Genomic DNA, 24729 nt, shown 5'->3' with positions numbered 1-24729 from the left:
GATGGAGTTGGAGCTGACTCACCGCAAAGCAATCCCTGCTGCGCAGGCGATGAAATGACCCATGGCGACCAAGTCCACAGCAAAGGCGAACGCACTGTGTACGCCGGACCGGAGCAACTGCAACTTCGCTTCCCGTTCACGATCAAAGAGATCCACTCCGACAACGGCAGCGAGTTCATCAACCACCACCATCGACACCATCACCCGTACACGGGCACCCAACCGTCACACAGAGCTAGGGGCCTGGGCCCGATCAGCAGCCTGACCCCGACGAGCGGCAGCCGCCTGAACGGCGGAGGCCTCTTGGCGTCCGATCCATTCCTCCTCCGGTTCGCGACCCTCAAGAATTGACTTGGCCCGGCGGTGGAGTCGCCCGGCCCGGTAGGAGGAGCGCACCATCGGCCCGCTCATCACGCCCTCGTAGCCGAGTTCCTTCGCTTCCTTCGCCAGTTCCACGAATTCGGCAGGGGTCACCCACCGGTCGATCGGCAGCAGGGTGGGGCCGGGACGCAGGTATTGGGTGATGGTGATGATGTGGGTGCCCGCCTCGCGCAGATCGCGTAGGGCCTGGGAGACCTCGTCGCGGGTCTCCCCCATGCCCAGGATCAGATTCGACTTGGTGACGAATCCGGCCTTGTTCGATTGGGTGAGCACGTCGAGGGAACGCTCGTAGTTGAATCCCGGGCGGATGCGGCGGAAGATCCGGGGAACTGTCTCGACGTTGTGCGCAAAGACCTCCGGTTTCGCGTCCAGCACCTGGGCCACCAGCTCCGGTTTGCCAGAGAAATCGGGCGCGAGCATCTCCACTCCCACTCCGGGATTGTGGGCATGCACCTGGCGGATCGTCTCCGCGTAGAGCCAAGCCCCCTCGTCGGGCAGGTCGTCGCGGCAAACACCGGTGATCGTGGCATACCGCAGCCCCATTTTGGTCACCGACTCGGCAACGCGACGAGGCTCGGTGATGTCATAGCCCTTGGGGCGGGCCGATTCGATCTGGCAGAAATCGCAGCGCCGGGTACAGGCGTCGCCACCAATGAGGAATGTGGATTCGCGGTCCTCCCAGCACTCGAAGATGTTCGGACACCCCGCCTCCTGACAGACGGTGTGCACCTCCTCACGCTGGATGATCCCTTGCAGATCCCGGTAATTGGGGCCCATCACCACCTTGGTCTTGATCCACTCGGGCTTACGCTCGATCGGGGTCGCCATATTCGCCCGTTCGATGCGCAGCAGCTTGTGTCCTGAGGCATTGGTGCTCATTACACGATTCCTTCCCGTTCGACAGGAGCGGCGAGCTCGAAGGGAGCGAATTTGCCCAGCAGCTCGTCGATGTGGGGGGTTAGGTCGGTGGCCACCTGGGCCACCGAGGGCGGATGGGGCATTTCCCGGGCCAGGGAGGTGATCCCGGCGTCGGCGATACCGCAAGGAATGATGTTGGAAAACGGTTGCAGGTCGTCATGCACGTTGAGAGCGAACCCGTGCATCGCGACGCGTTGTGCAACGCGCAACCCGATGGCGCAGATCTTCCGGTCGCCGCGCACGCCATCGCCAAGCAGCCAGACCCCGGTGCGCCCAGCAATGCGCACTCCTTCCAGGCCATAACCGGCGATGGTGCGGATAACTACTTCCTCGACGCGGCGCACGAAGTCGACGACGTAGATCCCGTCGGCCAGCTTCACCAGTGGGTAGCCAACCAATTGGCCCGGACCGTGCCATGTGATCTTTCCGCCTCGGTCGACGTCGATGACGGGGGTCCCGTCGAAGGGTCGTTCACTCGGCAGGGTGCGTCGTCCAGCGGTGTACACCGGAGCGTGTTCGAGCAGTATCACGGTGGACGGGTGTTCGCCATGCGCGATGAGGTCGTGCAACCGGCGCTGTTCTTCCCAAGCCTGTTGGTAGTCGATGTGGGTGACCGGGTCGTCGTCGATGCCCCAACGCCAGTGGGCAAGGACGTCAGAGGTGGTGGGAACTAGATCGGTGGTCATGATGTATCAAGACTACCCGCGACGGCCCTGCTGGCCATCCGGGTGTGTCTGCCGGGGCTAATGTCTCGGCCTGCGGTGTGGCTCATGCTTACCGTTTCCCCACTACCTATCCACTGGATGCTGGTCTCATCCGTACGTTGCGTGTGGTGGTCATCGGCAAAATCCTGCTCGACGCGATCTCCTTGGCAGCCGCCATCATCTCCGGTGGCGCTTCGGCAGCAGTGTCAGTGTTGGTACGCACCGGAGCAAGCGCGGCCATCAATGTAATCATCGACCAAACCATCAACGAACTACTCGGTGGAGGCCAATGATGGCCCGCATCACACCCTCAGGCAACGCAGGAAGCAAGCTCGTCCGAGCCATCCTCGATCTTCTTCACGTTAGCAAGAAGATGAACCTGAAAGCGCTGCCCCCAGCGCCTAAAAGACCGCAACTTCCAGCCCCAAAACCAAGCGGACGACCAATCAGAGACCCCCACTGGAAACCCCCATCGGGCTGGCACAGGCCAGCGCGCAGCAAGGGTTCATTTACCGGAGCAGAAGGCAACTCGCCTTTCAAACTCAACGATGCCACGGCGGACCATCTAGGATTACCACGTGGAACCGAGATCGACTTCGTCAACGGCACACCAGACTTCGGGCCATTCACCCACAAAGGCCTGGGAGGACAACCACCAGGCACCTACAACGTAGACGGAATCAACCTCAACCGCACGCACGACTACAATGCCACGGTATCAACCATTGCAGATACCATGGGCATGAGCAAAGCAGCAGTAAGAGAGGCATTAAGAATAAACAAGATCAATTTACACCATTTTTCTGGAGATATAATGCAACTAGTTCCAACAAATATTCACAGAAACATTCACCACAGTGGCTCAGTTCACTTGGAAGGGAGAAACTAATCGATGATTGAAGAAATTGAAGAACTGATCATCCCAGCCACCCCCGACAGCAGGCCCGACACGCCAGAAACTATCGCGGAATTTGAATCTCGAATTAGTCACCTACCAGAAGAATACAAAAACCTACTACTCAAGTATGGCCCTTTTGCTTTCAACGGCTCTGCAGAGCTTAGCGGAGGTGGAATCAACGACCTATGCCTCACGGTTTGCCGAGGCATTGGCAGTCAATACACCATTGCTGAAGTATACGAAGAAATGGAAGATGTGTTTGGCGACCACTGGATACCTTTTGCCGACGATGCTTACGGCTCTGTCTATGGCTTTGATCGTAATGACGAGACCATCTGGTTCTTCGACATTGAAGCAGGATTCACACCCACCAAAATCTTCAACTCCATGCGGGCCTTCCTCGACGCCATCATCGTAGAACCAGACTGAGTCGACATACTTGACAGCACCGCTCAGGTCAACCCTACCAGGCAAAACAGCAAAGTCTTTCATCTCCAATGATACATCCGCAGCGATGCCATTCCTTACAGACTACAATTTCTAGCTCCCAAACCAAGCGCACGACTAATTGGAACCAGTTTTTGGAAATACAATGTAAAAATACAATGTAACTTGTCCCACGCGCGATTCACGGAGGCATCCACCACAGCGGAACAGTCCATCTAGGAGGTAAGTGATCATGTTGGCAGATATCAAACCCTTCATCAAGCCCGTGACCCGAGAAACTGTCCCGGACACCCCCGAAGAGATTGCCCAAGTTGAGGCTGATTTCAGCATTCTCCCGGAAGTCTACAAGAACCTACTTCTAGAATATGGTCCTTTCGGGTTTAGAGGCTACGCCGATCTGACCGGTGGAGCAATTGATGACTTGACAGTTTTCATCTGCTACGGGGCAGGGAGTCAACATACCATATACAGCCTTCAAAACGGCATCGAAGAAGTCTTCAGAAACCGTTGGACACCATTCGCTCGGGACGAATATGGCTCTATCTACGCACTTGATCGCGATGACGCGACCATCTGGTTCTTCGACATAGAGGCAGGATTCACACCCACCAAGGTCTTCAGCTCCATGCAAACATTCCTCGACGCCATCATCGTAGAGCCCTTTTAGCAAGGCCCCGCCCGGCGTGATCTCCTTGAGATTGCTAAACAGTCCGGATTTACTCAAACAAAAGTTGAAGCTTGGCTGCGTGAAAACAACCTTCAAATTCACCATTTCCAAGGCAATAAAGTCTAATTGGCTCCTGCTAGAATTCATGGATTACACCATACTGGCAGCCGTTCGACGAAAGAATAATCCATGCACCCAGAGGTAGAATCGAGCATAATTCCAGCCACGAGCAAGAACACTCCAAACAGTCCCGAGGAACTCCAATCACTGGAGAAACTGATTGGGCCAGTTCCTGCTCCCCTGAAGAAGTTGATGAGCAATTACGGCTCATTTGCCTTCAGCAAGCCTGCTTTCGTCATAGGAACCCCTTTCGGCGATTTGCCACTGTTCGTGTTCTACAGCGCCACAGATCCATATGGAATAGCTGCCGGCATCGAAGATTTCGACGAACTGGAAGAGAACAACTTGGTCCCATTTACTGATGACGTGTTCAATGACCGCTACGCCTACTCTAAGCAAGATCAGAGCGTATGGTTCTTGGATACCACATACGAACTGGGTTTACAAAAAATCAGTCCTGGCATTGAGACATTCTTGAACTCAATTCGCATCCAAGAGACTGAGTGATGGCGTAACTTTACGGCTCATGAATCCTTAGGCTTGTCACAGCCAAGAATATACACTTCGCCTCATCCCGGCGAGAAGACGAGACCACTTTCGGAAAGTATTTCCCTGCTTAAGCTACATTTCGATCAACTCGTCAAAAGTCGAGGACCGGCACGCCAATGGGCGACGTATCGAGAGGCCGACCAGGCCTCAAGGACATGGGTTGACCATATCCAGCCCATCGGAACCTATATCAGCTCCCCAGACAGGTGACAGGCCTACAACAGCTGCCGGTATCTTGCACTACGACAAGAATGGTGGCGTGCACATCGTGCCCGGTAGACCGAACGTACCCGGCAATTCGAACCCGTGAACCGAAGGAGCGAGGATGTCCCTACAACAAGTCGTCCTGCCAAGTCTGCTGCGCGGCATGGTCGGGATGGTGACTCCCGGCCTGCGGGCAGTGTACGTCCGAGTCGAGGAGTCGGATGCTTATGTCAGGTTTGTGTACGACCATGAGCCCACCGAGGAGGACATCGAAGATGTCGACGACGTGGAGACCGAGATGATCGCCGACTTACATCCCCAGATCACACCACATCTGGTGACCGAATTCGCTCCAGGCACACGAGCAACTGCACGCAGTGGCGAGATTGTGGCTTTCATGCGTAAGGAGCCGACACCCTGACCTGCACCCAGCTGGCACACTGACAAGGAACCACCCTCGGCAAGGAGCCATCCTCCGATGCCGCCACGCAAAATCACCAGAGAAATCTCCCCTGCGGTTGGCGAGTCTCACGCCAGTGGATGCCGACCCGGATCTCCGGCACTCAGTCCAGGACCGTGGGCTCCAAGTCGAGCACCATACCGGCAAGTACGTCGTCATCCTCATCGTCGAAGAACTCCACCGGATCATTGTCGTCGACGTCGGACGCCAAAGACACGAAACGCCGCAGATCGCCCCACGTGAGATCCGAGAAATCGAGCCGCGCTGCCACTTTGAGATTTTCCATGCCCACATGATGGCATGCCGGTGAGATCCACGAGACCAGGGGGTTCGCTGATTCAGGGCCCGGCGCAAGCCTCACCGAAAAGATCGCAGGTGCTCACAGATTCCACCGGCATGGGACTAGGCAGGATGGCCCATGCAAGCCCTCCATCCCGGCACCAACGTGACCGCGGGCTCCCCCTGGCCACAAGCACCGAACGGTCACGGCACGAAAGGAAGAGACCCAATACGGTCACCGGCACGATGGCCGAAGCGGCTTATGCTGCACCCGTGTCAACGCTGGTCCGCATCATCAGGTTCACCCGCGACCTGTGGAGACTGTACGCCCTCATCGTCATCACCGCTGTCCTGGCCACCGTCACATCACTGGCGGTTCCCTTCCTCGTCGGGGCAGCCACCGACACCGCTGCCCAGGCCGCAGCTGGTTCAGTCAGCCCATCCACCGCGACCAGCCGGATCGTCTGGTCGGCTGTGTGGATTCTCGTGGCCTTCATGGCAAGCACACTGTTACAGAACCTTGGAGGCTACGTCGGCGATGTGACGGGCAACCGGCTGCGCACCATGCTGTCGGTGCGCTACTACGAGAAACTGCTCACCTTGCCCCAGTCATGGTATGACTCTGAACTCACCGGCACAATCGTCGCCCGGCTCAACCGATCCATCGCAGAAATCGGCAACTTCGCCAAGACGATGTCGAATGCCTTCTTTTCAATGCTGCTGACAGCCGTCTCGGTGCTGGCCATCTGCGCCTGGTACTGGTGGGGATTGGCCGTACTTTTATTCGTGATGTTCCCGGCCTTCGTGTGGCTCACCTCGCTCACCTCCCGGAAATGGCAGCAGCTGGAAGCCGAGAAGAACACCGAGATCGATATCGCCTCCGGCAGGTTCGCCGAGGTCGTCGGGCAGATCCGCGTGGTGAAGTCCTTCGTCCGGGAATCCTCCGAGCTGAGCAGCTTTGCCAAACGATTCCGCCGCACCGATGCGCTGACCCGCGAGCAATCCGCCCACTGGCACCGGATGGATGTGTGGCGACGCACTGCGCTGAATCTCGCTTTCTTCGCGATTCACCTGATCATTTTCCTGCGCACCCTGTCGGGAGATTTCTCCGTCGGCGACATGGTGCTGCTGATCCAATTGATCGGCTTGGTGCGCGCCCCGATCGAGAGCATGAGCTGGGTTGTCGACACCTCGCAACGGGCAATCGCCGGGTCAAAGGACTATTTCTCGGTCATGGACATCGCCCACGAAGTCTGGCCGACCGCCTCACACGGGCTCGCCCTGCCTGCCCCTGTCGCCAACGCCCCGACGATTTCTTTCACCGACGTGTGTTTCGCCTACGAACCCGGGCATGACGTGCTGCACGACATCTCCTTCACCGTCAGCCACGGAGAAAAGATCGCCCTGGTCGGAGAATCCGGGGGCGGAAAATCCACCATCGTCAACCTGCTGCTCGGACTGTACCAGGCACGTACCGGAGAGGTCGCCCTGAGCGGCCACGATATCGGCGAACTGCCCATCGACGAGGTGCGGCGACGGGTGGGGGTGGTGTTCCAGGATGCCTCGCTGTTCTCCGGGACGATCCGCGAAAACATCGCCTATGGCCGCCCCGAAGCCACCGACGAGCAGATCCGGGATGCCGCCCGGCGCGCCAATGCGTCGCTGTTCATCGAGCAATTCACCGACGGCTACGACACCCTCATCGGTGAGCGCGGCTTGAAACTGTCAGGTGGCCAGCGCCAACGCATCGCGGTTGCCCGAGCGATGCTGAAGGATGCCCCGGTTCTGGTGCTCGACGAAGCCACCTCGGCGCTGGACACCAAGGCGGAACGCTCGGTACAGGAAGGATTAGATGCGCTGATGGCCGACCGGACCTCGGTGATCATCGCTCACCGATTGTCCACCATCGCCGGGGTTGATCGGATCATCACCCTACGCAATGGGCACGTCGACGAGATAGGTACCCCCGCCGAGCTGGCGGTCTCGGGCGGCATCTACGCCGAGTTGCTCAGCCTGCAAAACGCCGGTTCGAAGGCAGCCAAGAAATTGCTGGCCCGCTACGACATCACCGGTTGAGCCCCATCATGGTCAAAGGACCATCCCATCACCCGGCCCATAGAATTGATCCATGTCCGACGATTTCACGGTGACGGTGATCGAGGCCTTGACGATGATCTCCTCGGGAGGCGTATTCATCGACGTGCGTACACCCGGCGAGTATGAGGCCGGGCACATCCCCGGTGCCAGGCTGGTGCTCATCACCGATCTGCAGAAGGCTCCCTTCGATGCGATCTGGGGCCACGATCCACTGGCGATGATGGATCCGGCAACCTTGGAGAAAAAGATCGTCGTGGTCTCCTCCACCCCGAAGCATGCCGCGGCGGTCACCACCTTGTTGCGCAACGAGAACCTCCAGGCCTTCACCCTCACCGGCGGGTTGCGTGCCTGGGTGCGCGACGGTCAGATTCTTCTACCGGGCCCGATGAGGTAGGCTGGGTCATCGCGTCTCCCCTGTGGGACGTGTGTGTCCGCTGGACACACCGCATTCGCCCTCCTGCCACGGGAGATTCCCGGGGCCGTACAGTCCGAAGGAGGTGGAGTCAGCGTATGCGCAAGTACGAGGTCATGATGATCATTGATCCCGAAACCGATGAGCGTCAGGTTGCTGCTCTGCTGGAAAAGCATCTGAAGGTCATCACCGACGCCAAGGGCACTGTCGAGAACCAGGACATCTGGGGCAAGCGCCGCATGGCCTACGAGATCAACAAGAAGCCCGAGGGCATCTACGTCGTTCTCGACATCACCGCAACCCCCGATACCATCGCCGAGTTGGATCGTCTGATGAGCATCGACGAGGCAATCATGCGTACCAAGGTGATGCGCACCGACAAGTAGTCGGAGCGGTCATCCACAGGCGCCGGGGAATCTGGATGGTTCCCGGCCATGGCGCCGACAATTCGGATGACCACCACACCACACACCCGTCAGGGAGGACATCATGGCAGGCGAGACCCAAATCACCGTCGTCGGCAACCTGACCGCAGATCCGGAGTTGCGTTTCACACCCTCCGGGGCAGCGGTCGCCAACTTCACCGTCGCGTCGACCCCGCGTATCTACGACCGCCAGTCTGGCGAGTGGAAGGACGGCGACGCCATGTTCCTCAACTGCTCGATCTGGCGTCAGGCGGCCGAGAATGTTGCCGAGACTCTGACCAAGGGCATGCGGGTGATTGTGCAGGGAAGGCTCAAGTCCCGTTCCTATGAGGACCGCGAGGGCAATCGCCGCACTGTCTTCGAGATTGACGTGGACGAAATCGGTCCCTCCCTGCGGTACGCGACCGCGAAGGTGAACCGCACCACCTCCGGTGGTGGTGGCAACTGGAACAGCGGCGGAGCGAGCCGTGGCTCCTCCGGCGACAACTGGTCGCAGGGCGCTTCCCAGTCGAACAATCGCGGTCCGGTGAATGATCCCTGGGCTGGCGCCCAGAGTGATGAGCCCCCGTTCTGATTGATCCGGGAGCAGTACAACAACAAACCAGGCACATTCCGGTGAGGGAGAATGTCTCGAGCCGGGCTCAGGGGCGAGGACCCCACAAGAAAAGGAGCACCACAATGGCCGGTCCACAGCGCAAATCTGTGAACAAGCGCAAGATCGTCCCCGTCAAGACGGTCCGCATCGACAATGTCGACTACAAGGACACCGCAACCCTGCGGAAGTTCATTTCCGAGCGTGGCAAGATCCGCGCCCGCCGGGTCACTGGCCTGAGCGTGCAAGATCAGCGCAAAGTCGCGATCGCGGTGAAGAATGCCCGCGAGCTCGCTCTGCTGCCCTACACCACCAGCGCTCGCTGACAAGGAGGTTTTTCGATATGAAGCTCATCTTGACTGCTGCTGTCGAGAACCTCGGTGTTGCCGGCGACGTCGTTGAGGTCAAGGACGGCTACGGCCGCAATTACCTGCTGCCGCGTGGTTTCGCCATCGCCTACAACCGTGGCACCGCCAAGCAGATCGAGGGCATCCAGCGTGCGCGCGCGGCCAAGACCGTGCGCGACAACGCCCATGCCATCGAGCTGCGCACCGCTCTGGAGGGCCTCGACGTCCAGGTTCCGGTGAATGCCGACCCCAAGTCGGGCAAGCTCTACGGCTCAGTGACTGGCGCTCAGATCGCTGTCGCGATCAAGAAGGCCGGCGGCCCAGCCCTCGACAAGCGCGTGGTGAAGCCCGCCAAGCCGATCCGTTCGCTGGGCAAGCACACCGTCGGCGTGAAACTCACCGACGCGGTGACCGCCCATCTGCATGTGCACGTCGTGGCGGCCGCCTGAAGTTGCATCTGACTGAAGGGGCTGTGACTTCGAAATTCTTTGAGTTGCGGCCCCTTCGCAGTGTCGTCCGGTGCACGGGCTCACCGGGAAAAGAGCCTTTACGGTCATACGATGGTCAGGTACCGGCCCTGTGTGCGGGGCAGGCCTCGAAGGGATGGACCTAGTCATGGGTATGGCATCAGGAACAAGCGTGCCGGGCGTCGGCTCGCTGGGGCGGGACCCCGCCCGCCGTGCAATGCCGATGACCGTCATGGCAATGTACGGAGAAGGCGCTACTCCGGCCCGTCGCGCCATACCACCGGCTTCCTTGGGCCCCGATGTACCTCCTTCCGAGGCTCGGTACCACAGAGATCACCAGGATCCCGGCACCAAGCTGGCCGCCCCGACGCCTGCTTTCCCTGATCCTCCTGCTCCTGAGACAGGGCTCATCGCAGCGCTGCTTCACCCCGAGCCTGCGGCCCACACGGACGCACCAGGTTCGCTTTCCGTCCCGTCACCAGATCTTGACCCGGGGCCCATGACGGAAGATTGTGCCGCGAAAGCCCGTCGGACGCCGTCATTCCATTCGGGTCAGGTGCCCTTTGCCAACGAGTTGGCACGCTTTCGCGCCTCGCTGTTCCCAAACGCAGCAGCATCGCAGGCCAGTGATGCCGCGACACAACCTGCTGCACCGCAAACACCTACGCCGAGCGTCGCTGCCTCCCCGGAGTTATTGGCGACCACCTCCTTCGAGTCCCCTTACCTGGGAGGTCAGGCATCCAACGATGTCGACGACGGGCCAGACACCGTCGAGTTGCCCGCAGTCGATGATCACTCCCTTCCCAATCACTGGCGCTGGGCGTTGTTCGCGGTGCTCTGCTTACTGCTGCTGCTGCTGGGGTTGAACATCGGGCGGAAGTTCGGCACCCCGGTGACGGTGACCACGGTGGCACCTGCACAGACGGTGACGACCATCGTCACCCCCGCCGGAGAAAAACCAGAATCACCGAGTACCGCACCGATGACATCGGCTTCCGCCCCAGCATCGGGGGTTCCCTCAGCAAAAAGCGTGGCCCCCGGAAGCCCTGATGCGACGATCAGCCCGCGGCAGCCCAGTCCCACGGCGGTCACCTCACCAGCTTCCAATACCACGACGACGAGTTCGGCCCCCGTATCAATTCCGGCAGTGTTCGAGCAGAACCAGACCGATGAGACGAACCGCTAAGCGGAATCCTCGTCACGCAACCCGGCCCACCGCAGCGGTATTCAGGGGGCGGGGTAGACCATGACAGAGATGGTATTCAGGACGCACCATGACAGTTGACTTTCCAGAAAAGGATAGTCAACGGCACGGTATCCGGCAGCTTCTACTGGTCAGCGGGAACCTCGCCCGAGAGGACACGCAACAGCAGGACCAGCAGCCGAAGCCACCACAGCGAGTGCCATCCAGCACCCGTCCTTGGGATACACCCGGTCACGGCGCGTGTGGTGACCCGGTCCGCAAAAAGGAAAACCTTACAGGCCAGGAGCAGACACATCTGCAGGAACATTCGCCCCGTGACCCTGGGCGCGCAACTCACCGCGAACCCGCTCGACGGCGACGCGAAGCTCCTGCGACTCGGCGCGCTTGGCATTCGCGAAGCTCAGATCCCCCTCGCTGTGGATCGGCATCACATGAACATGGAGGTGGGGGACCTCGAAACCGGCGACGATCAGTCCGGCCCGGGGAGCGTCGAAGGCCTTCTCCTGAGCGCGGCCGATAATCGCCGCAACCTTCATGAGATGGGCGAGCAAGTTATCGTCGGCCTTGGTGAAGGAGACCACTTCGTCGCGGGGAACCACCAACAGGTGACCGGTGGTGATGGGGTCGATGGATGCGAAGACGACGCACCGGTCGTCGGCCCAGGCGAACAGCCCCGGGAACTCGCCGCTGATGATCTTGGTGAACACGGTTGCCATGTCTCCATGCTCGCACCATCCCAAGCCTGTCTGCCTCCCCAGGCACGAATCCACTCGGAACCAATACCCAAACGACCCGGAGATCCAGCAAACCAACACCGCCACACCCCAGTTCCTCCCCACCACAGAAGAATCGCATACCACCTTGTCAAGGATCTGGGCCGCGCCCTCACCCCATCCCAGGACGAGAACCCGGACCGTCCCGCATGGTGGAACTTGCATCCCGGTAATTGACACTTCCACCGTCTGCACGGTTCGATGATCACATGCAGATCTGGAATACGAATGTGGACGTGCTCATCGCGTCCGCTCGTATGCCGCACCACATCGGTGCGGTCGGCTGCTGTTGTCTATGACCTCCGGGGTTCATTCCGCGATCGCTTGATCGCTCTTGCCGCCCTGACAAAGGCATCCATCACCCCGTTCCACACAATTCCCACGCGCACCTCCGGTATGCCCAGTTCCCGGGTGCGCACACGAAAGGAAACACCATGCAGCGCAGGACCTTCCTGACCGCACTCGGAGCATTCGCCACCGCCACCACCTTGGCCGCTTGCGGGGGCTCCACCCAATCCGGTTCCTCCGGCGCATCCTCGGCAGTGGGCCTCCGCACCGTCGACGAGATCAAGTCGGCCGGCACCATCATCATCGGAGTCTTCTCCGACAAGTCCCCCTTCGGCTATGTCGATTCCTCCGGCGACTACGCTGGATACGATATCGAGTATGGCAATCGCATCGCCCAGGATCTGGGCGTCGAGGTGAAGTACGTGCCGGTGGAGGCCGCATCCCGGGTCGAGTTCCTGCAAACCGGCAAGGTCGATCTCATCCTCGCCAATTTCACCGTCACCCCCGAGCGCGCCGAGAAAGTCGACTTCGCCAACCCGTACATGAAGGTATCGCTGGGTGTCGTCGCCAAGCAAGATCTCGCCATCACCAAGGTCGAAGATCTCGCGGACAAGAAGGTGATCGTCGTCAAGGGCACCACTGCCGAGACCTATTTCGAGGACAACCATCCCGAGGTGAAGCTGCAGAAATACGACCAGTACACCGAGGCAACCAACGCCTTGGCCGATGGGCGGGGCGACGCCTGGGCGACCGACAACACCGAGGCCCTCGCCTGGGCCCCCAACAATCCCGGCTTCACCGTGGGAATCACCTCCCTCGGTGCAGTCGACACCATCGCGGGAGCCGTCCGCAAGGGCAACACCACCCTGCTCGAATGGCTGAACGAGGAACTGGTCGAACTGGGCAATGAGCAGTTCTTCCACGCGGCCTACGACAAGACACTGCGCCTGGTCTACGGCGATGCTGTTCCGGCCGATGAGCTCGTCGTCGAGGGTGGCGTGGTCGCCTGACCGCGTCCCGCGACACCAGCCCCGCCCGCCCGTCACCCGGTGCTCCCACCGTCATGACGGGTGGCGGGGCTGCTGCCCGGACTAATCATGGACTGGTCAGTCATTTCGTCATCGATCCCGGTCTACGGGGAAGCAGCCCTGCTCACCCTGCGGATCGGTGTGATCGGCATCATCGCCTCTGCGCTTGTCGGCCTGTTATGTGCCGCGGTGCAGAGTTTCCGGATTCCGGTGTTGCGGCAGATCGTCGCCGTTTACATCGAGTTGTCCCGGAATACCCCGTTGTTGGTTCAGCTGTTCTTCCTCTACTTCGGGCTGCCGAAAGTGGGAGTGGTGTGGCCCAGTGAGGTCTGCGCCATCGTCGGGCTCACCTTCCTCGGCGGCTCCTATATGGCCGAAGCGTTCCGTTCCGGCCTGGATTCGGTGCATCCGATCCAGTTGCAGTCTGCCTTGGCACTAGGCATGTCAACGCCGACGGCATTCCGCCATGTGCTGGCGCCGCAAGCCTTCGCCATCGCAGCCCCGGCCCTCACCGCGAATGTCATCTTCCTCATCAAGGAGACCTCGGTGGTTTCGGTAGTGGCCCTGCCTGACCTGGTCTACGTCGCCAAAGAGCAGATCGGCACCGACTACGACACCTCGGAGGCACTGCTGCTGCTCGTCGCCTTCTACCTGCTGCTCCTGCTGCCGATCTCCCTCGGCGCGAACTGGTTAGAGAGGAAGGTGCGTTCCAATGCCTTCGGATCTTGAACTCATCTTCCAAGGCTCCAACCTCGGTCGCCTGCTGGGCGGGCTGTGGGTCAGCGTGTGGATCGCGCTGGTTTCGATGGGCGCCTCGGTGGTGCTGGGCCTGCCCTTCGGGGTGGTGATGACCTCGAAGAATCGCTTGGTGAAACTGCTGTGCCGTTGCTACCTGGAGTTCGTGCGAATCATGCCGCAGCTGGTGCTGCTGTTCTTGGTGTTCTTCGACCTGACGAAGGTGGCTGGACTGAACCTGAGCGGAGAATTCGCTGCCGTCGTCGTGTTTACCATCTGGGGAACCGCCGAGATGGGCGACCTGGTGCGCGGCTCGATCACCTCCATTCCCCGGCACCAGTTCGAGACCGCCCGGGCGTTGGGTATGTCCCCGGCCCAGGTGCAGCGCCACGTCATCCTTCCGCTGGCCGTCCGGCAGCTTCTCCCCCAGACCGTCAACCTCACCACCCGCATGATCAAGACCACCTCGCTGGTGGTCCTCATCGGGGTGGTCGAGGTGCTGAAGGTCGCCCAGCAGATCATCGACGCCAACCGCTTCCAGTACCCGAGCGCGGCGTTGTGGATCTACGGCGTGGTGTTCTTCCTCTACTTCATCGTATGTTTCCCGATCTCCTGGTTGTCCCGTCGTCTCGAAGCAAGGTGGCAGATCTCATGAATGCACTGTTGAGTCTCACCGATGTCCGCAAGCAATACCCGAACAACGGGGTGACCGCCCTCGACGGAGTCTGCCTCGACGTGAAGGCCTCGGAGGTGGTGGCGATCATCGGCCCATCGGGGTGCGGCAAATCCACCCTGCTTCGGTGCATCAACGGCCTGGAGGAGATCCAGGGGGGCACCATCCGGCTGGGCGACGACATCGTCTCCGACTGCGGCACCAACTGGCGGCGGGTACGTCAGCGGGTAGGGATGGTATTCCAGAATTATGAGCTGTTCCCTCACCTTGATGTGATGGGCAACCTGCTGCTGGGTCCGAAGGTTGTGCAGCGCGCAGACCGGGCCGAGGCCACCAAGCGTGCCCAGCAGTTGCTGGACCGGGTCGGATTGGGCGACCGCGCACATTCGCTGCCTCGTCAGCTATCGGGTGGCCAAAAGCAGCGGGTGGCAATCGTGCGGACGCTGATGATGCGGCCCGAGGTGTTGCTGCTTGACGAGATCACCGCATCCCTCGACCCAGAAATGGTGCGCGAAGTGCTCGATGTCGTCGCCGAGTTGGCGGCCGACGGCATGACGATGCTACTCGTCACCCACGAAATGGCCTTCGCCCGGGCAATCGCTGACCGGGTGGTGTTCATGGACGCAGGTCGCATCGTCGAGGTCGGCGAACCAGAACAGTTCTTCACCTCACCGGCCTCGGAGCGTGCCCAGCGTTTCCTCAATACCTTTGTCTTCGAGGCCCCGCACAAACCAGATGCCGATGAGGAATGAGCCCTGCACCGCATGCCCGGCGACGACCCAGCCAGACAGCAGCAGGATCGTCGCCGGGTGCGTGGCGTCTTGACGGACCTATGGCACTATCTTGATTGTGGCCGACCGGCCTCACCGCGCCCGAGGCGAGTCGGCGAGTTCCCGGGCCCGGTCACGTTAGAGTTCTTGGCATGAAACGTCTGACCATCGTTTTGGCGATACTGGCCGGTGTGTTCGCCGTCCTCTCGGTGCGAACCAGGATCCGCGCACGTCACGAAGCTGAGTTGTGGGCTGCGGCCACCGCAGAACCCATCCGCTGAACCCGATGACAGAGGTTCCCCGTCCAGAACCACACTCTTGACTATGCCTGGCCTTGACTATGCCTGGCATCAACTGATCCGCGTCGTGTGACGCGAACCGGTGGCCCAGTCGAGCACCAATTTGTGGGTATCCCCCTGGAAGGTGATCGAGATCGGGTTACGCGGGATCAGCACCCCGGGTGCCTCGCACCGCGGGTACTCCGTGCCAACCAGCCGACCATTGACCCGGAAGGGCCCACCCGAGCGAAGGGCAAATCTGCCGTGCGGCCCCTCGGCGGTGACGGTGTCCCCGTGCCGGGTAATGCTGTGTTCGCGCAGCACCCGGATGAATTCGCGCAACGACCCGAATTCCTCGTCATCCCCACAGATCACCAGATAGGCGCCCCGGGCGGCACGCACCACCAGCTCACTCTCGCTGATCTGCTCGAAACGATGGGTGGACAAAATGCCGACGTATCCGTCGCTGCGTCGCCCGGCGACCCAGTCACGGCCCAGACCGGCACGATCCAGGTCGACGAAGGGGAAGTGAAAGTGCACCCAGCGAGCCCGGCGCGCCTGACGATTGGTGAGATCGTAGCTTGCCAACAGCACATTGTGGTGCTGGGCGATGTCGGGATTGATGCCATTGCCCACCCACTCGCCGGGGGCGATGCTGCTCATCGGGAAACGCTTGACCGATCCGGGATGTGTACCGAAGACCTCCACGTCACCTGGCAGCGAAGCATGCCACAGATGCTGTTGGGAGCCGAAGGCACCCGGAGCGTAACGCTGGACGCTGGACAATAGATAGTTGGCCGTCGACACGGTCTGTACATTGGCTCGCCCCAGGGTGGCCCCGGCAGGGACCGGGTTGAGACATCGCACCACCCAGTCCGTCAGGCGACGCGGTGACAGCGCATCCCGGATCGCCGACAACCAGCCATCATCGCCGAATTCCTGGAAACCTCTCACCGAGTTCCGCATCGAATCAGCCTTTGACAAAGCGTGTTGTCCCCACCAGAAGCGAATGCGATCACGAATGGCGGTGCGCGGGAACCAAGGGTGGGTGTTCAGCGCGGAAGGCACCTCGTGCGGATCGAGCCCGTGCGAGGAGATGACGCGGCGCACTGGTTGGTTGGCGATCTGGCACAGAGCCGGAGGCGCCTGGTGATGGGAGGTGATGAACAGCGAGAGCACCGACGACGGGTCTACCTGCGGATTGTCCTCACCGAAGGCACGCTCCCACACCTGATGAAGCGGGGATGCGGATGGGCAGATGAGCTCCTCGGCGAACCCCACCCCCATGGTCGCCCCCAGCCGGTGGTTGAACCCGTGAAGTGCGATATCGGCGAGCAGCAGATCGAGGACAATCCCGGCTCGGGCACGAATATCCTTGTCGCTGGCGTGATCGACGAGCAGGCCGAGGGCCGCTGCGTTACTCGCGTAGCAGCTGGGGGACAGCCACTCGCTGAACCCGAAATAGAACCGGTCAGACAGCCAAGTGGACAGCTGGACGCGGGCCGTCCGCATGTGGCGGACCCCGACACGCCCGTCGACGGCGAAGGTCTGGTCGCCAAAGAGTTGACCGGCGAGCAGCTCGGCCGTTGCGAAGGAGAGCTGCCGGTGCTCCATCCAGGCATCCATTGGATCCCTGCGAGGATCGACGAGCCCGTAACGAAAGCCGAGCACCGCCTCGGTGGCCAGCCGACGCTGTCTGCCGGGGAGATCGTCGGCGAGCAGGCACCGCAGCAGCAGGAGCACCGCATGATCGGCGTCGCGTTGCCGGGCAACCACCCGGGCAACCAGCGCATCCACCAGGGCAGTATCAAGCCCGTCGTGGCCGAACTCGGGCCACGACGGATTAATGCGAACAGTCGTCATCGATGGTGCTTCCGGCATTGTCGAGGTCCCGAACTTAGCACCCACGCCCGCCGATTACCCGTTATCACCGGGGTGTTTCAGGGTTTCGCTACGGTGGTCAGACCCGGTGCGGGCCTGCCGTGGGATCACCTGGGGAAGACCCGACTAGCATTGGTGCGATGAGTACGGAGACAACCGACCACCAGGTACCTGGCGTCGATGAGACTCCGGTCGTCGTGCTCGAAACCGACCCGGTGGAACTCATCTCGCCGCGCTCGGTGCAGTTTGATATCGCCATGGCGGTGGTGCTGTGCCTGGCAACCTGCGGGTGGGGGGATATCTTCGCTACCGGCTACCGGCATCCCGATTTCCTCGCATCGGTGGTCACTTCCGTCGCCATGGTGCTGCCACTGGCGTTGCGCCGGGTGAACCCGATGCTGATGATCGCAATGATGGGCTTGGCGGGGATAGGACAGGTGATCCTGCTGCGCAGCCCGACGTGGTCGGTGGTGGCGATCCCGATCGCCTGTTATTCCGTGGCACGCTGGGTGGACGGACGCGAATCCCGCTGGGTGGTGATGCTCGGAGGCATGGGCTCTGTGCTCGGCCCGCTGCGCTGGACGAACACCGCCCCGACGCAGTTGATGCCCCTCGACTACGTCGTGATACCCAATATCGGCCCGCTCGTCGCTTTGTGCCTGGGCTGGGTGGTGATCCCTTATCTGATGGGCAGGCGCGACCGCGACACCATGAAGGCCCGTCAGGAGCGGGAACGAGCCGCCGCCGAACGTCACGCCGCCGAGATCACCCGTGCCGAGCAGCAAGCAAAAATGGCCAGCTCCAGGGTGCGCACCGAGATCGCCCGGGAGTTGCACGACGTCGTCGCCCACTCGTTGTCGGTGATCATTGTCCAAGCCAACGGAGGTAAAGCACTCGCCCGTAAGCGTCCCGAGGCAGCAACCGAGGTGCTGGAGACGATCGCGGCCACCGGCACCGAGGCGTTGGGGGAGATGCGCCGGATTCTTGGGGTGCTACGCGACGGTCCGGAGGCCGCCAGTTCCGCCGACTACCAGCCTGCCCCCGGGCTGGGCGAGATCGCGGCGATGGTGGAGCGGACCGGCGAACGAGTACACCTGTCGGTGTCGGGCCCCCAGCCCGACGTGTCGGCTGCGGTGGGGGTCACCGCCTTCCGAATCGTCCAGGAAGCGATCACCAATTTCCTCAAGCACGCCGGCGATCAGGCGCAGGCCACGGTCACCATCACCTATCGCCCCAACACAATCGACATCAGGGTCACCGACGACGGGGCGGGCACCACTTCGGGAGATCTCGGGAGCAAGCTGACCAAACACAAGGGCAGCGGCTACGGGCTGTTGGGTATGACCGAACGGGTCACGGCCATGGGTGGGCGGATGACGGCTGCCCCAGGCGAAGATGGCGGCTGGACGGTGCACGCGGTGCTGCCCATCGACGGCCGAAAGGTTTCTGACAAGGAATAACTATGATGAATCTGAACACGGAAAGGACCAAGCGGGATGTCGAAACTGAAAATCTTCCTCGCAGATGATCAGTCCTTGGTGCGCAGCGGTTTCCGCATGCTCATCGACGCCGAGGACGACATGCAGGTGGTCGGTGAGGCGACAAATGGCATGGGGGCCCTGAGTGCCCTGTCCAATGAGCCCGCCGACGTGGTGCTGATGGACATTCGCATGCCGGAGATGGACGGCGTGGAGGCAACCCGGCGGATCGTCGAGGCTGGACTACCGACGAAGGTGCTTGTGCTGACCACCTTCGACCTTGATGAATATGTTTTCGCAGCACTGAAGGCGGGTGCCTCCGGGTTCATGCTCAAGGATGCCCGGCCCGACGATCTGCTGTCGGCGATCCGGTCGGTCGCCGACGGGGAGGCCGTCGTCGCACCCTCAGCGACTCGGCGGTTGCTGGAGCAGGTTGTTTCCAAGCTGCCCGAAGACCCGGGAAAGACCGATGAGCGGCTGGAGGTGCTGACCGACCGCGAACGCGAGGTGCTGGTGGAAATCGCCAAGGGTGCCACCAATTCAGAGATTGCATCGACCCTGTTCATGGCCGAAGGAACGGTGAAAACCCATGTCGGACGCCTGTTGTCGAAGCTGGATGCACGCGATCGGGTGGGGCTGGTGTTGATCGCCTTCGAAACTGGCCTGGTGGACTGAGGCCACCGGGCCGAGCGTAGGTGCTAAGCGACGGTCATTATGACGGTGATCGCCAGGGCCCCGTCGTCGCGGCGCAAGCACGATCAGTCGCCGGAGACCGGATATTGTTCGCTGGGTTCGGCGACCGCCTTTCGGAAGAGGTTGCGGCTGCGTCGCAGGATGAGATATTCGCCGATGGTCTTGCCGATGACCAGCACGGTCACCACCAAGCGACCGCGCACGGCCTGGGAGTGTTCGTATGCGGTTCCCACATCAACGGGTTCCATCGTGTCGTTCCACGACAAGCCCACGGTGAGCAGGGCGATGTTGATAATCCAACCGAGGATGATCGCCAAGTGCAAGACGACCATGCGGGTCATTGCGTCGGCCACCGTGCGTCGGTCGAGCAGGTCGCGGGTGTGCCCGGTCTGGCGGGTCAGGGATGTGCCGCTGGTGACTTGGCGGGCGAGCGCCATGAGAATCGGCAGCCCCAGTGATACCACCGTGATCTCGACCCCGACCATGAAACCGAGGACGACGCTGAAAACCATATGCACCAGGCTGAAGAATCCATAGGCCGCCAGGAACTTTAGGGGATGCTGTGCCATATTCGTCGTGTGGCCCTTGTTGCTCCAGAGGAACTCCTTTGCCTCGGTATTCCCGGAACGTTTGGCGTGGCGCAGGGCGATGAAGGCGACGATGCCGATGAACACGTTCTCCACCCAGAACACCCACAGCACGTTGCCGGGGGCAACTCCCAGACCGAAGACCTGGATGAGCAGCATCGCGTTGTAGCAAAGCATCACCACGATGTCGAAGGAGATCGGATCGCTGCTGCGGGGGTTGGACATGCATGCAGCCTAACCGAGACCGGTTTGGTACGTTCTTCACTAGGCTGAGCCCATGAGCGATGTGGCACTGGTCGGTCCCGGCAAGATGGGCGCCCCGATGGCGCGGAACCTGTTGAAGGCGGGACACCGAGTACGGGTGTGGGCACGTCGTCGGCAGGCCGCCGAGCAGCTGGTGGCCGAGGGGGCGAGTTTCGCTGCGACACCGAAGGAACTGGCCGGGGCGTCGGTGATCATCGACATGCTGCAAGACATCTCGCAGATTTATCCGCTGCTTGATGGGGCTGAGGGGTTGATGGCCCATGTCACCAGCCCCACGGTATTGGTGGTCTCCTCGACGGTGGCCCCGAACGACGTGCGGGCCCTCGACGCTTACCTGGCCGAACACACACATGGCCTGATCAAGGTGGTGGATGCCCCGGTTTCCGGAGGTGAGGCGGGGGCGATCGCTGGCACTCTGTCGATCATGGTCGGTGGGCAGGGCGAGCATGTGGCCCATGCCATCGAAGTGCTGCGGGCCTGCGGGAACCCGGTGGTATGCGGGCCGCTGGGGGCCGGTGAGGTGGTGAAGGCCTGTAACCAGATGGTCGTCGGCATGACGATGGCTGCTCTGTCCGAAGCAGCATTGATCGCCGAGGAAGCTGGGGTCGACGTCGAGTTGATGTACACGATGCTGGCCAATGGCTGGGGTGATTCCGCGGTGCTGCGGGCTAAACGGGCGAAGGTGGAGCAGCAGGACTACTCGAATACCGGTGCCGCGAAGTTCATGGTGAAGGATTTGAAGATCGCCCTGTCGGAGGCGAACTCGAAGGGGCGCACACTGCCGATGAGCACCCAGGCCCTGGCCCTCTACGAGGGGCTGACCGCAGCCGGGCTGGGCGACGACGACCTGGCGGTGGTGCACAAATACCTGGAGCAGACCACCCGGGAGGGCTGAGGCTTGGTGGTTGCGCGGGCCTCTTGCGATGGCCCACGGCCAGCAGTTACAACCAGAAGATGTCTGAAAAGAGCTCTTTACGAGATACGAGAACCTGATTACGATGAACTCGTCGCCCTCCCAAGGAGCCCTCATGGCAGCGATACTTCAGCCCACTGCAGCGCGTCGATATCTGGAACGGCTTCAGTTGTCCAACACAGACCTGGGACTAGCCCTCGCTATCATCGATCTTCTTGACGGCGAGGGCAGGGTCAAGGTCGCGATGATCCGTGACAAACACTTCCCCTTCGACAATGTGAGCGCCGTGAACAAACGGCTCAGCGATCTTCGAAGGGCGATCAACCAGGAAGCCGAGGCAACCGGCTCGACCTTCCGGATTCAGGTGACGTCGGCACGCAACATCGGTGCAGAACGCCGCTTCATCTGGTTCGAGGCCGAGAGGCTCCCCGCCCCCACGGCCTCCACCGGCGAGCTCGACGCCATCGGCCCCGAGCAGTTGATCGACGCAAAGGCAGTGGAAACCGGCCCCACAGCAACGGCCGTGGTGCTCACATTCAACACCAACGAGGCACAGGCCGTCTGGCGTGAATTCACCGGCTCAACCGCCCCGCCGCAACGCTATACTGGACGCGGCATCACCTATTACGAACTCGGCGCCTGCGGTGGCATGCGCATCATCCACCGGCACAGCGAGCAAGGCTCACTGAACGCCTTGGCGAGCACTCTTGAGGCCATCGATCATTTTGATCCCGAGATCGTGATTGCCTCGGGAATCGCCTTCGGTGCCGACGAGAGCAAGCAGAGCATCGGTGATGTCCTCGTCTCCGAGGCAGTCCTCCCCTACGAATTGGCCCGGGTGGAGCCCGACGGAACCCATACGCACCGAGACCATCCGCGAGACATGTCCTACGAGCTCATTGAGCGCGCCAGGGCACTCACGTTGGAGCATGCCGATAACATGCAGTTCCCCGTCCTGCGCATCGGGATCGTTCTCAGCGGCGATAAATTGGTGGACAATATAACCTTCCGCGACGCACTGTGTTCCGCCGGTAACGTCGTGGGCGGCGAGATGGAGGGCTCCGGGCTCCACACGGCATGCCGAGAACGTAGGGTCGAAGGCTTGGTCGTCAAGGGGATCTCCGATTGGGGTGATGGGAACAAGAACGGCAGGCTCAAGAGCGCCCATCAGAAGCAGGCTGCACGCGCAGCGGCCACAGTGACCAGGGCCATCCTCGAACGGGGACCTCTGAGTGGACCCCGCCCCCGGGCGAACACCACGCTGGGCCCGACACCGACCCAGCACACCCCGCGCCCTGCTCCGACAGCGGCGTGCTCTGCCCCGGCAGCGGACCACATGGGGCGCCACGACGCGATCCTTGAGGACAGGTCGCTGCTGATCCGAGACACTCAGGCATCAACGCTGGAGCTAAAACACGGCGCTGCCCCACCAGATGCCCAGGGCACGCTCGTCTTGGAGGCCATGCTTCGTTGGGCAACCAATCCCACCGAACCACGGTTATTCGCGCTGCTCGGTGAATATGGCATGGGCAAGACGGTGACCTGCCAGCGTCTTGCCCGCAAGCTAGGTGCGGAGCGGGCGAATGATCCGACGGTTCCGATGCCGCTGTACTTCAACCTCAAGACCATCACGAATGCCGAGATTGCTGACGACCTGGAGACACTCATCACCACATGTATGCGCGAAGACTGGCTCCCGCGGCATTCGGCAGCGCACACCTGGGAGGCCTTCAAGCAATGGTTGGCCGCTGGCCCATGTGTCGTGATCTTCGACGGGCTTGATGAGATCCTGGTGAAGCTTTCGCGCAACCAGGGACAGTCACTGCTCCATCGGCTTTTGGGAGTGCTGCACCTGTTGGAGGAGGACGAGCTAAACAAGAGGGTTCGGTTGGTGTTGTCTTGTCGTACCCAGTACTTCAAAGACCTCGACCTGCAACGCAACTTCTTCCTGGAGAGGGGACGCTCGGATGTGAAGCCCGACTCATATCGGGCGATGACTCTGCTCCCACTCACCGAGAAGCAGGTCCGCACCTACCTGACCGCAGCCATCCCCGACCAGGATCCCGAGAAACTGATGGATCTGCTCAAAAGTGTCCACAATCTATCCGAATTGTCGACCCGACCGTTCTCCTTGGACATGATTCGTGACAATGTGGCCGAGCTAGAGGCCAAACGCGCCCGTAAGGAACGAGTTCTCGGGGTCACCCTGTACCGGCTCATGGTCGACAAATGGCTGATGCGCGACGAGGGGAAGCATTTCATTCGTCCAGAACATAAGGCGCAGTTCATGAGCGCACTGGCCGCATGGCTGTGGCGACAAGGGCTCTCCTGCTTGTCGGCGGACCGGGCAGAGGTCGTTTTCCGCCGGTGGTTAGCAGAAGACCAGGACCGGCAGTACGCATACTCGTCGACGCTGAGCGTAGAGGATCGTGAGTCGAAGCTGAGCGCAGGGGATCGTGAGAGGCTGGCCGAGGACCTCCGCACGGCCACCTTCCTGGCGCGGGAGGACGGCCCGAATGCCAGCACCTTCCGATTCGCGCACACCTCATTGCTGGAATTCTTCCTCGCCAACTACCTGCTAGATGCCATCAGACGCGACGATCGCTCGGCATGGCAGATGCGCACGCCCAGCACCGAGACCCTGGACTTTCTCGGGCAACTCCTGGCCGAGGCCGATGACCCATCCTTGGTGAGCACTCTCACAGACTGGAAGGCCCCCTACCTGGCCCAGGCCAGCGAGTTGCTGCTCCACTACGTATTGCATGCAAAATCAAAAGAATATCCCACGCCAGATCTTGCTCGGATAGATCTATCGGGAGCCGATCTGGATGACATGGTATTCGCCGGGACGCCGACCACATTGCTCAACCTGGCCGAGGCAAATCTCGCGGGGGCGTCACTTCGCAGGTCGGTTTTCGCGTGGGCGAACCTCACCGGGGCTTGTTTCACGGGCGCCACACTTACTCAAGCAGAATTCCACAACAGCACTTCGCCAGAGGTGGCCTGGAATGACGCGACGATGGGTGGGGCCTCGTGGTATCAGGCCATGAATATGGGAACACCGGCCATGCCCACCCTCAAAGGCCACACACGATCGGTGACCGCCGTCGCATGGTCACCCGACGCCTCACGCCTGGCCACCACCTCCCGCGACGGCACCTGCATCATCTGGAACCCCACCACCGGCGACCAACTCA

The 24729-nt window shown here is 61.2% G+C and carries 29 protein-coding genes; 22 read left to right on the top strand and 7 right to left on the bottom strand.

The window, feature by feature from the left end; genetic code table 11:
- Positions 1-18: 18 nt before the first annotated feature.
- From HMPREF1531_RS04740 to lipB, 3 genes are read right to left on the bottom strand one after another with little or no spacing between them, the layout of a single operon-like run.
- Positions 19-186, bottom strand: a complete 168-nt coding sequence (locus HMPREF1531_RS04740; RefSeq protein ID WP_156860175.1) for a hypothetical protein — start codon at positions 184-186, stop codon at positions 19-21.
- Between the two features lie 39 nt (positions 187-225).
- Entirely contained in the window at positions 226-1260 is a 1035-nt protein-coding gene (lipA, locus tag HMPREF1531_RS04735) for a lipoyl synthase (RefSeq protein WP_016668776.1), read from the bottom strand.
- The gene (gene lipB, locus HMPREF1531_RS04730) at positions 1260-1985 is read right to left on the bottom strand and encodes a lipoyl(octanoyl) transferase LipB (RefSeq protein ID WP_016668775.1); all 726 of its coding nucleotides are present in this window, start codon (positions 1983-1985) and stop codon (positions 1260-1262) included. The genes lipA and lipB overlap by 1 nt, the downstream gene beginning before the upstream one ends.
- A gap of 44 nt (positions 1986-2029) precedes the next feature.
- Between lipB and HMPREF1531_RS04725 the strand changes: the two genes are divergently transcribed.
- From HMPREF1531_RS04725 to HMPREF1531_RS04705, 6 genes are all read left to right on the top strand, one after another.
- Positions 2030-2296: a hypothetical protein gene (locus HMPREF1531_RS04725; RefSeq protein ID WP_016668774.1), complete on the top strand. Its 267-nt coding sequence runs from the start codon at positions 2030-2032 to the stop codon at positions 2294-2296.
- Positions 2293-2892 carry a hypothetical protein gene (locus HMPREF1531_RS13580; RefSeq protein ID WP_198010989.1) on the top strand — a complete coding sequence of 200 codons (600 nt, stop codon included), beginning with the start codon at positions 2293-2295 and terminating at the stop codon, positions 2890-2892. The genes HMPREF1531_RS04725 and HMPREF1531_RS13580 overlap by 4 nt, the downstream gene beginning before the upstream one ends.
- A gap of 3 nt (positions 2893-2895) precedes the next feature.
- A complete protein-coding gene (locus tag HMPREF1531_RS04720) occupies positions 2896-3330 on the top strand; it encodes an SMI1/KNR4 family protein (RefSeq protein ID WP_016668772.1) in 435 nt (144 codons plus the stop codon).
- Positions 3331-3580: 250 nt separating this feature from the next.
- Positions 3581-4015: an SMI1/KNR4 family protein gene (locus tag HMPREF1531_RS04715; RefSeq protein ID WP_016668771.1), complete on the top strand. Its 435-nt coding sequence runs from the start codon at positions 3581-3583 to the stop codon at positions 4013-4015.
- Positions 4016-4204: 189 nt separating this feature from the next.
- The gene (locus tag HMPREF1531_RS04710; RefSeq protein WP_016668770.1) at positions 4205-4642 is read left to right on the top strand and encodes an SMI1/KNR4 family protein; all 438 of its coding nucleotides are present in this window, start codon (positions 4205-4207) and stop codon (positions 4640-4642) included.
- A gap of 367 nt (positions 4643-5009) precedes the next feature.
- Complete coding sequence (locus tag HMPREF1531_RS04705) at positions 5010-5309, top strand: hypothetical protein (RefSeq protein WP_016668769.1); 300 nt, start codon at positions 5010-5012, stop codon at positions 5307-5309.
- Between the two features lie 142 nt (positions 5310-5451).
- On the opposite strand, the gene HMPREF1531_RS04700 is transcribed toward HMPREF1531_RS04705, so the two are convergent.
- Positions 5452-5634, bottom strand: coding sequence for a hypothetical protein (locus tag HMPREF1531_RS04700; protein ID WP_036897247.1), 183 nt, complete (start codon positions 5632-5634; stop codon positions 5452-5454).
- Positions 5635-5900: 266 nt separating this feature from the next.
- Between HMPREF1531_RS04700 and HMPREF1531_RS04695 the strand changes: the two genes are divergently transcribed.
- The 7 genes from HMPREF1531_RS04695 (at position 5901) to HMPREF1531_RS13575 (ending at position 11153) form a co-directional block, all read left to right on the top strand.
- On the top strand, positions 5901-7703 hold the full coding sequence (locus HMPREF1531_RS04695; RefSeq protein WP_036898356.1) for an ABC transporter ATP-binding protein: 1803 nt from the start codon (positions 5901-5903) through the stop codon (positions 7701-7703).
- Between the two features lie 52 nt (positions 7704-7755).
- Entirely contained in the window at positions 7756-8118 is a 363-nt protein-coding gene (locus HMPREF1531_RS04690; protein WP_016668766.1) for a rhodanese-like domain-containing protein, read from the top strand.
- 116 nt (positions 8119-8234) lie between these two features.
- Positions 8235-8522, top strand: coding sequence for a 30S ribosomal protein S6 (gene rpsF / locus HMPREF1531_RS04685; RefSeq protein ID WP_016668765.1), 288 nt, complete (start codon positions 8235-8237; stop codon positions 8520-8522).
- A gap of 103 nt (positions 8523-8625) precedes the next feature.
- Positions 8626-9135: a single-stranded DNA-binding protein gene (locus HMPREF1531_RS04680; protein ID WP_016668764.1), complete on the top strand. Its 510-nt coding sequence runs from the start codon at positions 8626-8628 to the stop codon at positions 9133-9135.
- Between the two features lie 104 nt (positions 9136-9239).
- Positions 9240-9479: a 30S ribosomal protein S18 gene (gene rpsR / locus HMPREF1531_RS04675; RefSeq protein ID WP_016668763.1), complete on the top strand. Its 240-nt coding sequence runs from the start codon at positions 9240-9242 to the stop codon at positions 9477-9479.
- A 17-nt stretch (positions 9480-9496) separates the two neighbouring features.
- Positions 9497-9949, top strand: coding sequence for a 50S ribosomal protein L9 (rplI, locus tag HMPREF1531_RS04670; protein WP_016668762.1), 453 nt, complete (start codon positions 9497-9499; stop codon positions 9947-9949).
- 190 nt (positions 9950-10139) lie between these two features.
- A complete protein-coding gene (locus HMPREF1531_RS13575) occupies positions 10140-11153 on the top strand; it encodes a hypothetical protein (protein ID WP_156860174.1) in 1014 nt (337 codons plus the stop codon).
- Positions 11154-11443: 290 nt separating this feature from the next.
- Here the strand turns inward: HMPREF1531_RS13575 and HMPREF1531_RS04660 are convergent, their stop codons facing one another.
- Entirely contained in the window at positions 11444-11887 is a 444-nt protein-coding gene (locus HMPREF1531_RS04660; protein ID WP_016668759.1) for an HIT family protein, read from the bottom strand.
- A 491-nt stretch (positions 11888-12378) separates the two neighbouring features.
- On the opposite strand from HMPREF1531_RS04660, the gene HMPREF1531_RS04655 reads away from it, so the two are divergent.
- From HMPREF1531_RS04655 to HMPREF1531_RS14300, 5 genes are all read left to right on the top strand, one after another.
- A complete protein-coding gene (locus tag HMPREF1531_RS04655) occupies positions 12379-13242 on the top strand; it encodes a cysteine ABC transporter substrate-binding protein (protein WP_016668758.1) in 864 nt (287 codons plus the stop codon).
- Between the two features lie 87 nt (positions 13243-13329).
- Positions 13330-13989, top strand: coding sequence for an amino acid ABC transporter permease (locus HMPREF1531_RS04650; RefSeq protein ID WP_016668757.1), 660 nt, complete (start codon positions 13330-13332; stop codon positions 13987-13989).
- The gene (locus HMPREF1531_RS04645; protein WP_016668756.1) at positions 13973-14650 is read left to right on the top strand and encodes an amino acid ABC transporter permease; all 678 of its coding nucleotides are present in this window, start codon (positions 13973-13975) and stop codon (positions 14648-14650) included. The genes HMPREF1531_RS04650 and HMPREF1531_RS04645 overlap by 17 nt, the downstream gene beginning before the upstream one ends.
- Positions 14647-15420: an amino acid ABC transporter ATP-binding protein gene (locus HMPREF1531_RS04640; RefSeq protein WP_016668755.1), complete on the top strand. Its 774-nt coding sequence runs from the start codon at positions 14647-14649 to the stop codon at positions 15418-15420. Before HMPREF1531_RS04645 ends, HMPREF1531_RS04640 begins: the two co-directional genes overlap by 4 nt.
- Positions 15421-15590: 170 nt before the next feature.
- Entirely contained in the window at positions 15591-15719 is a 129-nt protein-coding gene (locus HMPREF1531_RS14300; protein WP_016668754.1) for a hypothetical protein, read from the top strand.
- A 69-nt stretch (positions 15720-15788) separates the two neighbouring features.
- On the opposite strand, the gene HMPREF1531_RS04635 is transcribed toward HMPREF1531_RS14300, so the two are convergent.
- Positions 15789-17579 (bottom strand): hypothetical protein, encoded by a 1791-nt coding sequence (locus HMPREF1531_RS04635; RefSeq protein ID WP_016668753.1) that lies wholly within the window; start codon positions 17577-17579, stop codon positions 15789-15791.
- Between the two features lie 158 nt (positions 17580-17737).
- Between HMPREF1531_RS04635 and HMPREF1531_RS04630 the strand changes: the two genes are divergently transcribed.
- Together HMPREF1531_RS04630 and HMPREF1531_RS04625 are read left to right on the top strand one after the other, a co-directional pair.
- The gene (locus tag HMPREF1531_RS04630; RefSeq protein WP_016668752.1) at positions 17738-19057 is read left to right on the top strand and encodes a sensor histidine kinase; all 1320 of its coding nucleotides are present in this window, start codon (positions 17738-17740) and stop codon (positions 19055-19057) included.
- 36 nt (positions 19058-19093) lie between these two features.
- Positions 19094-19750: a response regulator gene (locus HMPREF1531_RS04625; protein ID WP_016668751.1), complete on the top strand. Its 657-nt coding sequence runs from the start codon at positions 19094-19096 to the stop codon at positions 19748-19750.
- 83 nt (positions 19751-19833) lie between these two features.
- Here the strand turns inward: HMPREF1531_RS04625 and HMPREF1531_RS04620 are convergent, their stop codons facing one another.
- Positions 19834-20580 (bottom strand): DUF6498-containing protein, encoded by a 747-nt coding sequence (locus HMPREF1531_RS04620; RefSeq protein WP_016668750.1) that lies wholly within the window; start codon positions 20578-20580, stop codon positions 19834-19836.
- Positions 20581-20632: 52 nt separating this feature from the next.
- On the opposite strand from HMPREF1531_RS04620, the gene HMPREF1531_RS04615 reads away from it, so the two are divergent.
- Both HMPREF1531_RS04615 and HMPREF1531_RS12820 read left to right on the top strand, forming a co-directional pair.
- On the top strand, positions 20633-21514 hold the full coding sequence (locus HMPREF1531_RS04615) for an NAD(P)-dependent oxidoreductase (RefSeq protein WP_016668749.1): 882 nt from the start codon (positions 20633-20635) through the stop codon (positions 21512-21514).
- 133 nt (positions 21515-21647) lie between these two features.
- On the top strand, positions 21648-24729 hold a 3082-nt coding region (locus HMPREF1531_RS12820), incomplete at its 3' end, for a phosphorylase family protein (RefSeq protein ID WP_016668748.1).

Source organism: Propionibacterium sp. oral taxon 192 str. F0372 (assembly GCF_000413315.1).
In the GTDB taxonomy this organism is placed as follows: domain Bacteria; phylum Actinomycetota; class Actinomycetes; order Propionibacteriales; family Propionibacteriaceae; genus Brooklawnia.
Note: the sequence above shows the minus strand (reverse complement) of the source record. Positions and strands in the feature narration are given on the sequence as shown.

Bases quoted from the DNA above. Each gene is read 5' to 3' on its own strand.
- lipB (WP_016668775.1), bottom strand. From the start codon at position 1,985: ATGACCACCGATCTAGTTCCCACCACCTCTGACGTCCTTGCCCACTGG.
- lipA (WP_016668776.1), bottom strand. From the start codon at position 1,260: ATGAGCACCAATGCCTCAGGACACAAGCTGCTGCGCATCGAACGGGCG.
- HMPREF1531_RS04680 (WP_016668764.1), top strand. From the start codon at position 8,626: ATGGCAGGCGAGACCCAAATCACCGTCGTCGGCAACCTGACCGCAGAT.
- HMPREF1531_RS04660 (WP_016668759.1), bottom strand. From the start codon at position 11,887: ATGGCAACCGTGTTCACCAAGATCATCAGCGGCGAGTTCCCGGGGCTG.
- rpsF (WP_016668765.1), top strand. From the start codon at position 8,235: ATGCGCAAGTACGAGGTCATGATGATCATTGATCCCGAAACCGATGAG.
- HMPREF1531_RS04650 (WP_016668757.1), top strand. From the start codon at position 13,330: ATGGACTGGTCAGTCATTTCGTCATCGATCCCGGTCTACGGGGAAGCA.
- HMPREF1531_RS04635 (WP_016668753.1), bottom strand. From the start codon at position 17,579: ATGACGACTGTTCGCATTAATCCGTCGTGGCCCGAGTTCGGCCACGAC.
- HMPREF1531_RS04640 (WP_016668755.1), top strand. From the start codon at position 14,647: ATGAATGCACTGTTGAGTCTCACCGATGTCCGCAAGCAATACCCGAAC.
- HMPREF1531_RS04720 (WP_016668772.1), top strand. From the start codon at position 2,896: ATGATTGAAGAAATTGAAGAACTGATCATCCCAGCCACCCCCGACAGC.
- HMPREF1531_RS04655 (WP_016668758.1), top strand. From the start codon at position 12,379: ATGCAGCGCAGGACCTTCCTGACCGCACTCGGAGCATTCGCCACCGCC.
- HMPREF1531_RS13580 (WP_198010989.1), top strand. From the start codon at position 2,293: ATGATGGCCCGCATCACACCCTCAGGCAACGCAGGAAGCAAGCTCGTC.
- HMPREF1531_RS04615 (WP_016668749.1), top strand. From the start codon at position 20,633: ATGAGCGATGTGGCACTGGTCGGTCCCGGCAAGATGGGCGCCCCGATG.
- HMPREF1531_RS04625 (WP_016668751.1), top strand. From the start codon at position 19,094: ATGTCGAAACTGAAAATCTTCCTCGCAGATGATCAGTCCTTGGTGCGC.
- HMPREF1531_RS04710 (WP_016668770.1), top strand. From the start codon at position 4,205: ATGCACCCAGAGGTAGAATCGAGCATAATTCCAGCCACGAGCAAGAAC.
- HMPREF1531_RS14300 (WP_016668754.1), top strand. From the start codon at position 15,591: ATGAAACGTCTGACCATCGTTTTGGCGATACTGGCCGGTGTGTTCGCC.
- HMPREF1531_RS04715 (WP_016668771.1), top strand. From the start codon at position 3,581: ATGTTGGCAGATATCAAACCCTTCATCAAGCCCGTGACCCGAGAAACT.
- rpsR (WP_016668763.1), top strand. From the start codon at position 9,240: ATGGCCGGTCCACAGCGCAAATCTGTGAACAAGCGCAAGATCGTCCCC.
- HMPREF1531_RS04620 (WP_016668750.1), bottom strand. From the start codon at position 20,580: ATGTCCAACCCCCGCAGCAGCGATCCGATCTCCTTCGACATCGTGGTG.
- HMPREF1531_RS04690 (WP_016668766.1), top strand. From the start codon at position 7,756: ATGTCCGACGATTTCACGGTGACGGTGATCGAGGCCTTGACGATGATC.
- rplI (WP_016668762.1), top strand. From the start codon at position 9,497: ATGAAGCTCATCTTGACTGCTGCTGTCGAGAACCTCGGTGTTGCCGGC.
- HMPREF1531_RS04645 (WP_016668756.1), top strand. From the start codon at position 13,973: ATGCCTTCGGATCTTGAACTCATCTTCCAAGGCTCCAACCTCGGTCGC.
- HMPREF1531_RS04630 (WP_016668752.1), top strand. From the start codon at position 17,738: ATGAGTACGGAGACAACCGACCACCAGGTACCTGGCGTCGATGAGACT.
- HMPREF1531_RS04705 (WP_016668769.1), top strand. From the start codon at position 5,010: ATGTCCCTACAACAAGTCGTCCTGCCAAGTCTGCTGCGCGGCATGGTC.
- HMPREF1531_RS04700 (WP_036897247.1), bottom strand. From the start codon at position 5,634: ATGGAAAATCTCAAAGTGGCAGCGCGGCTCGATTTCTCGGATCTCACG.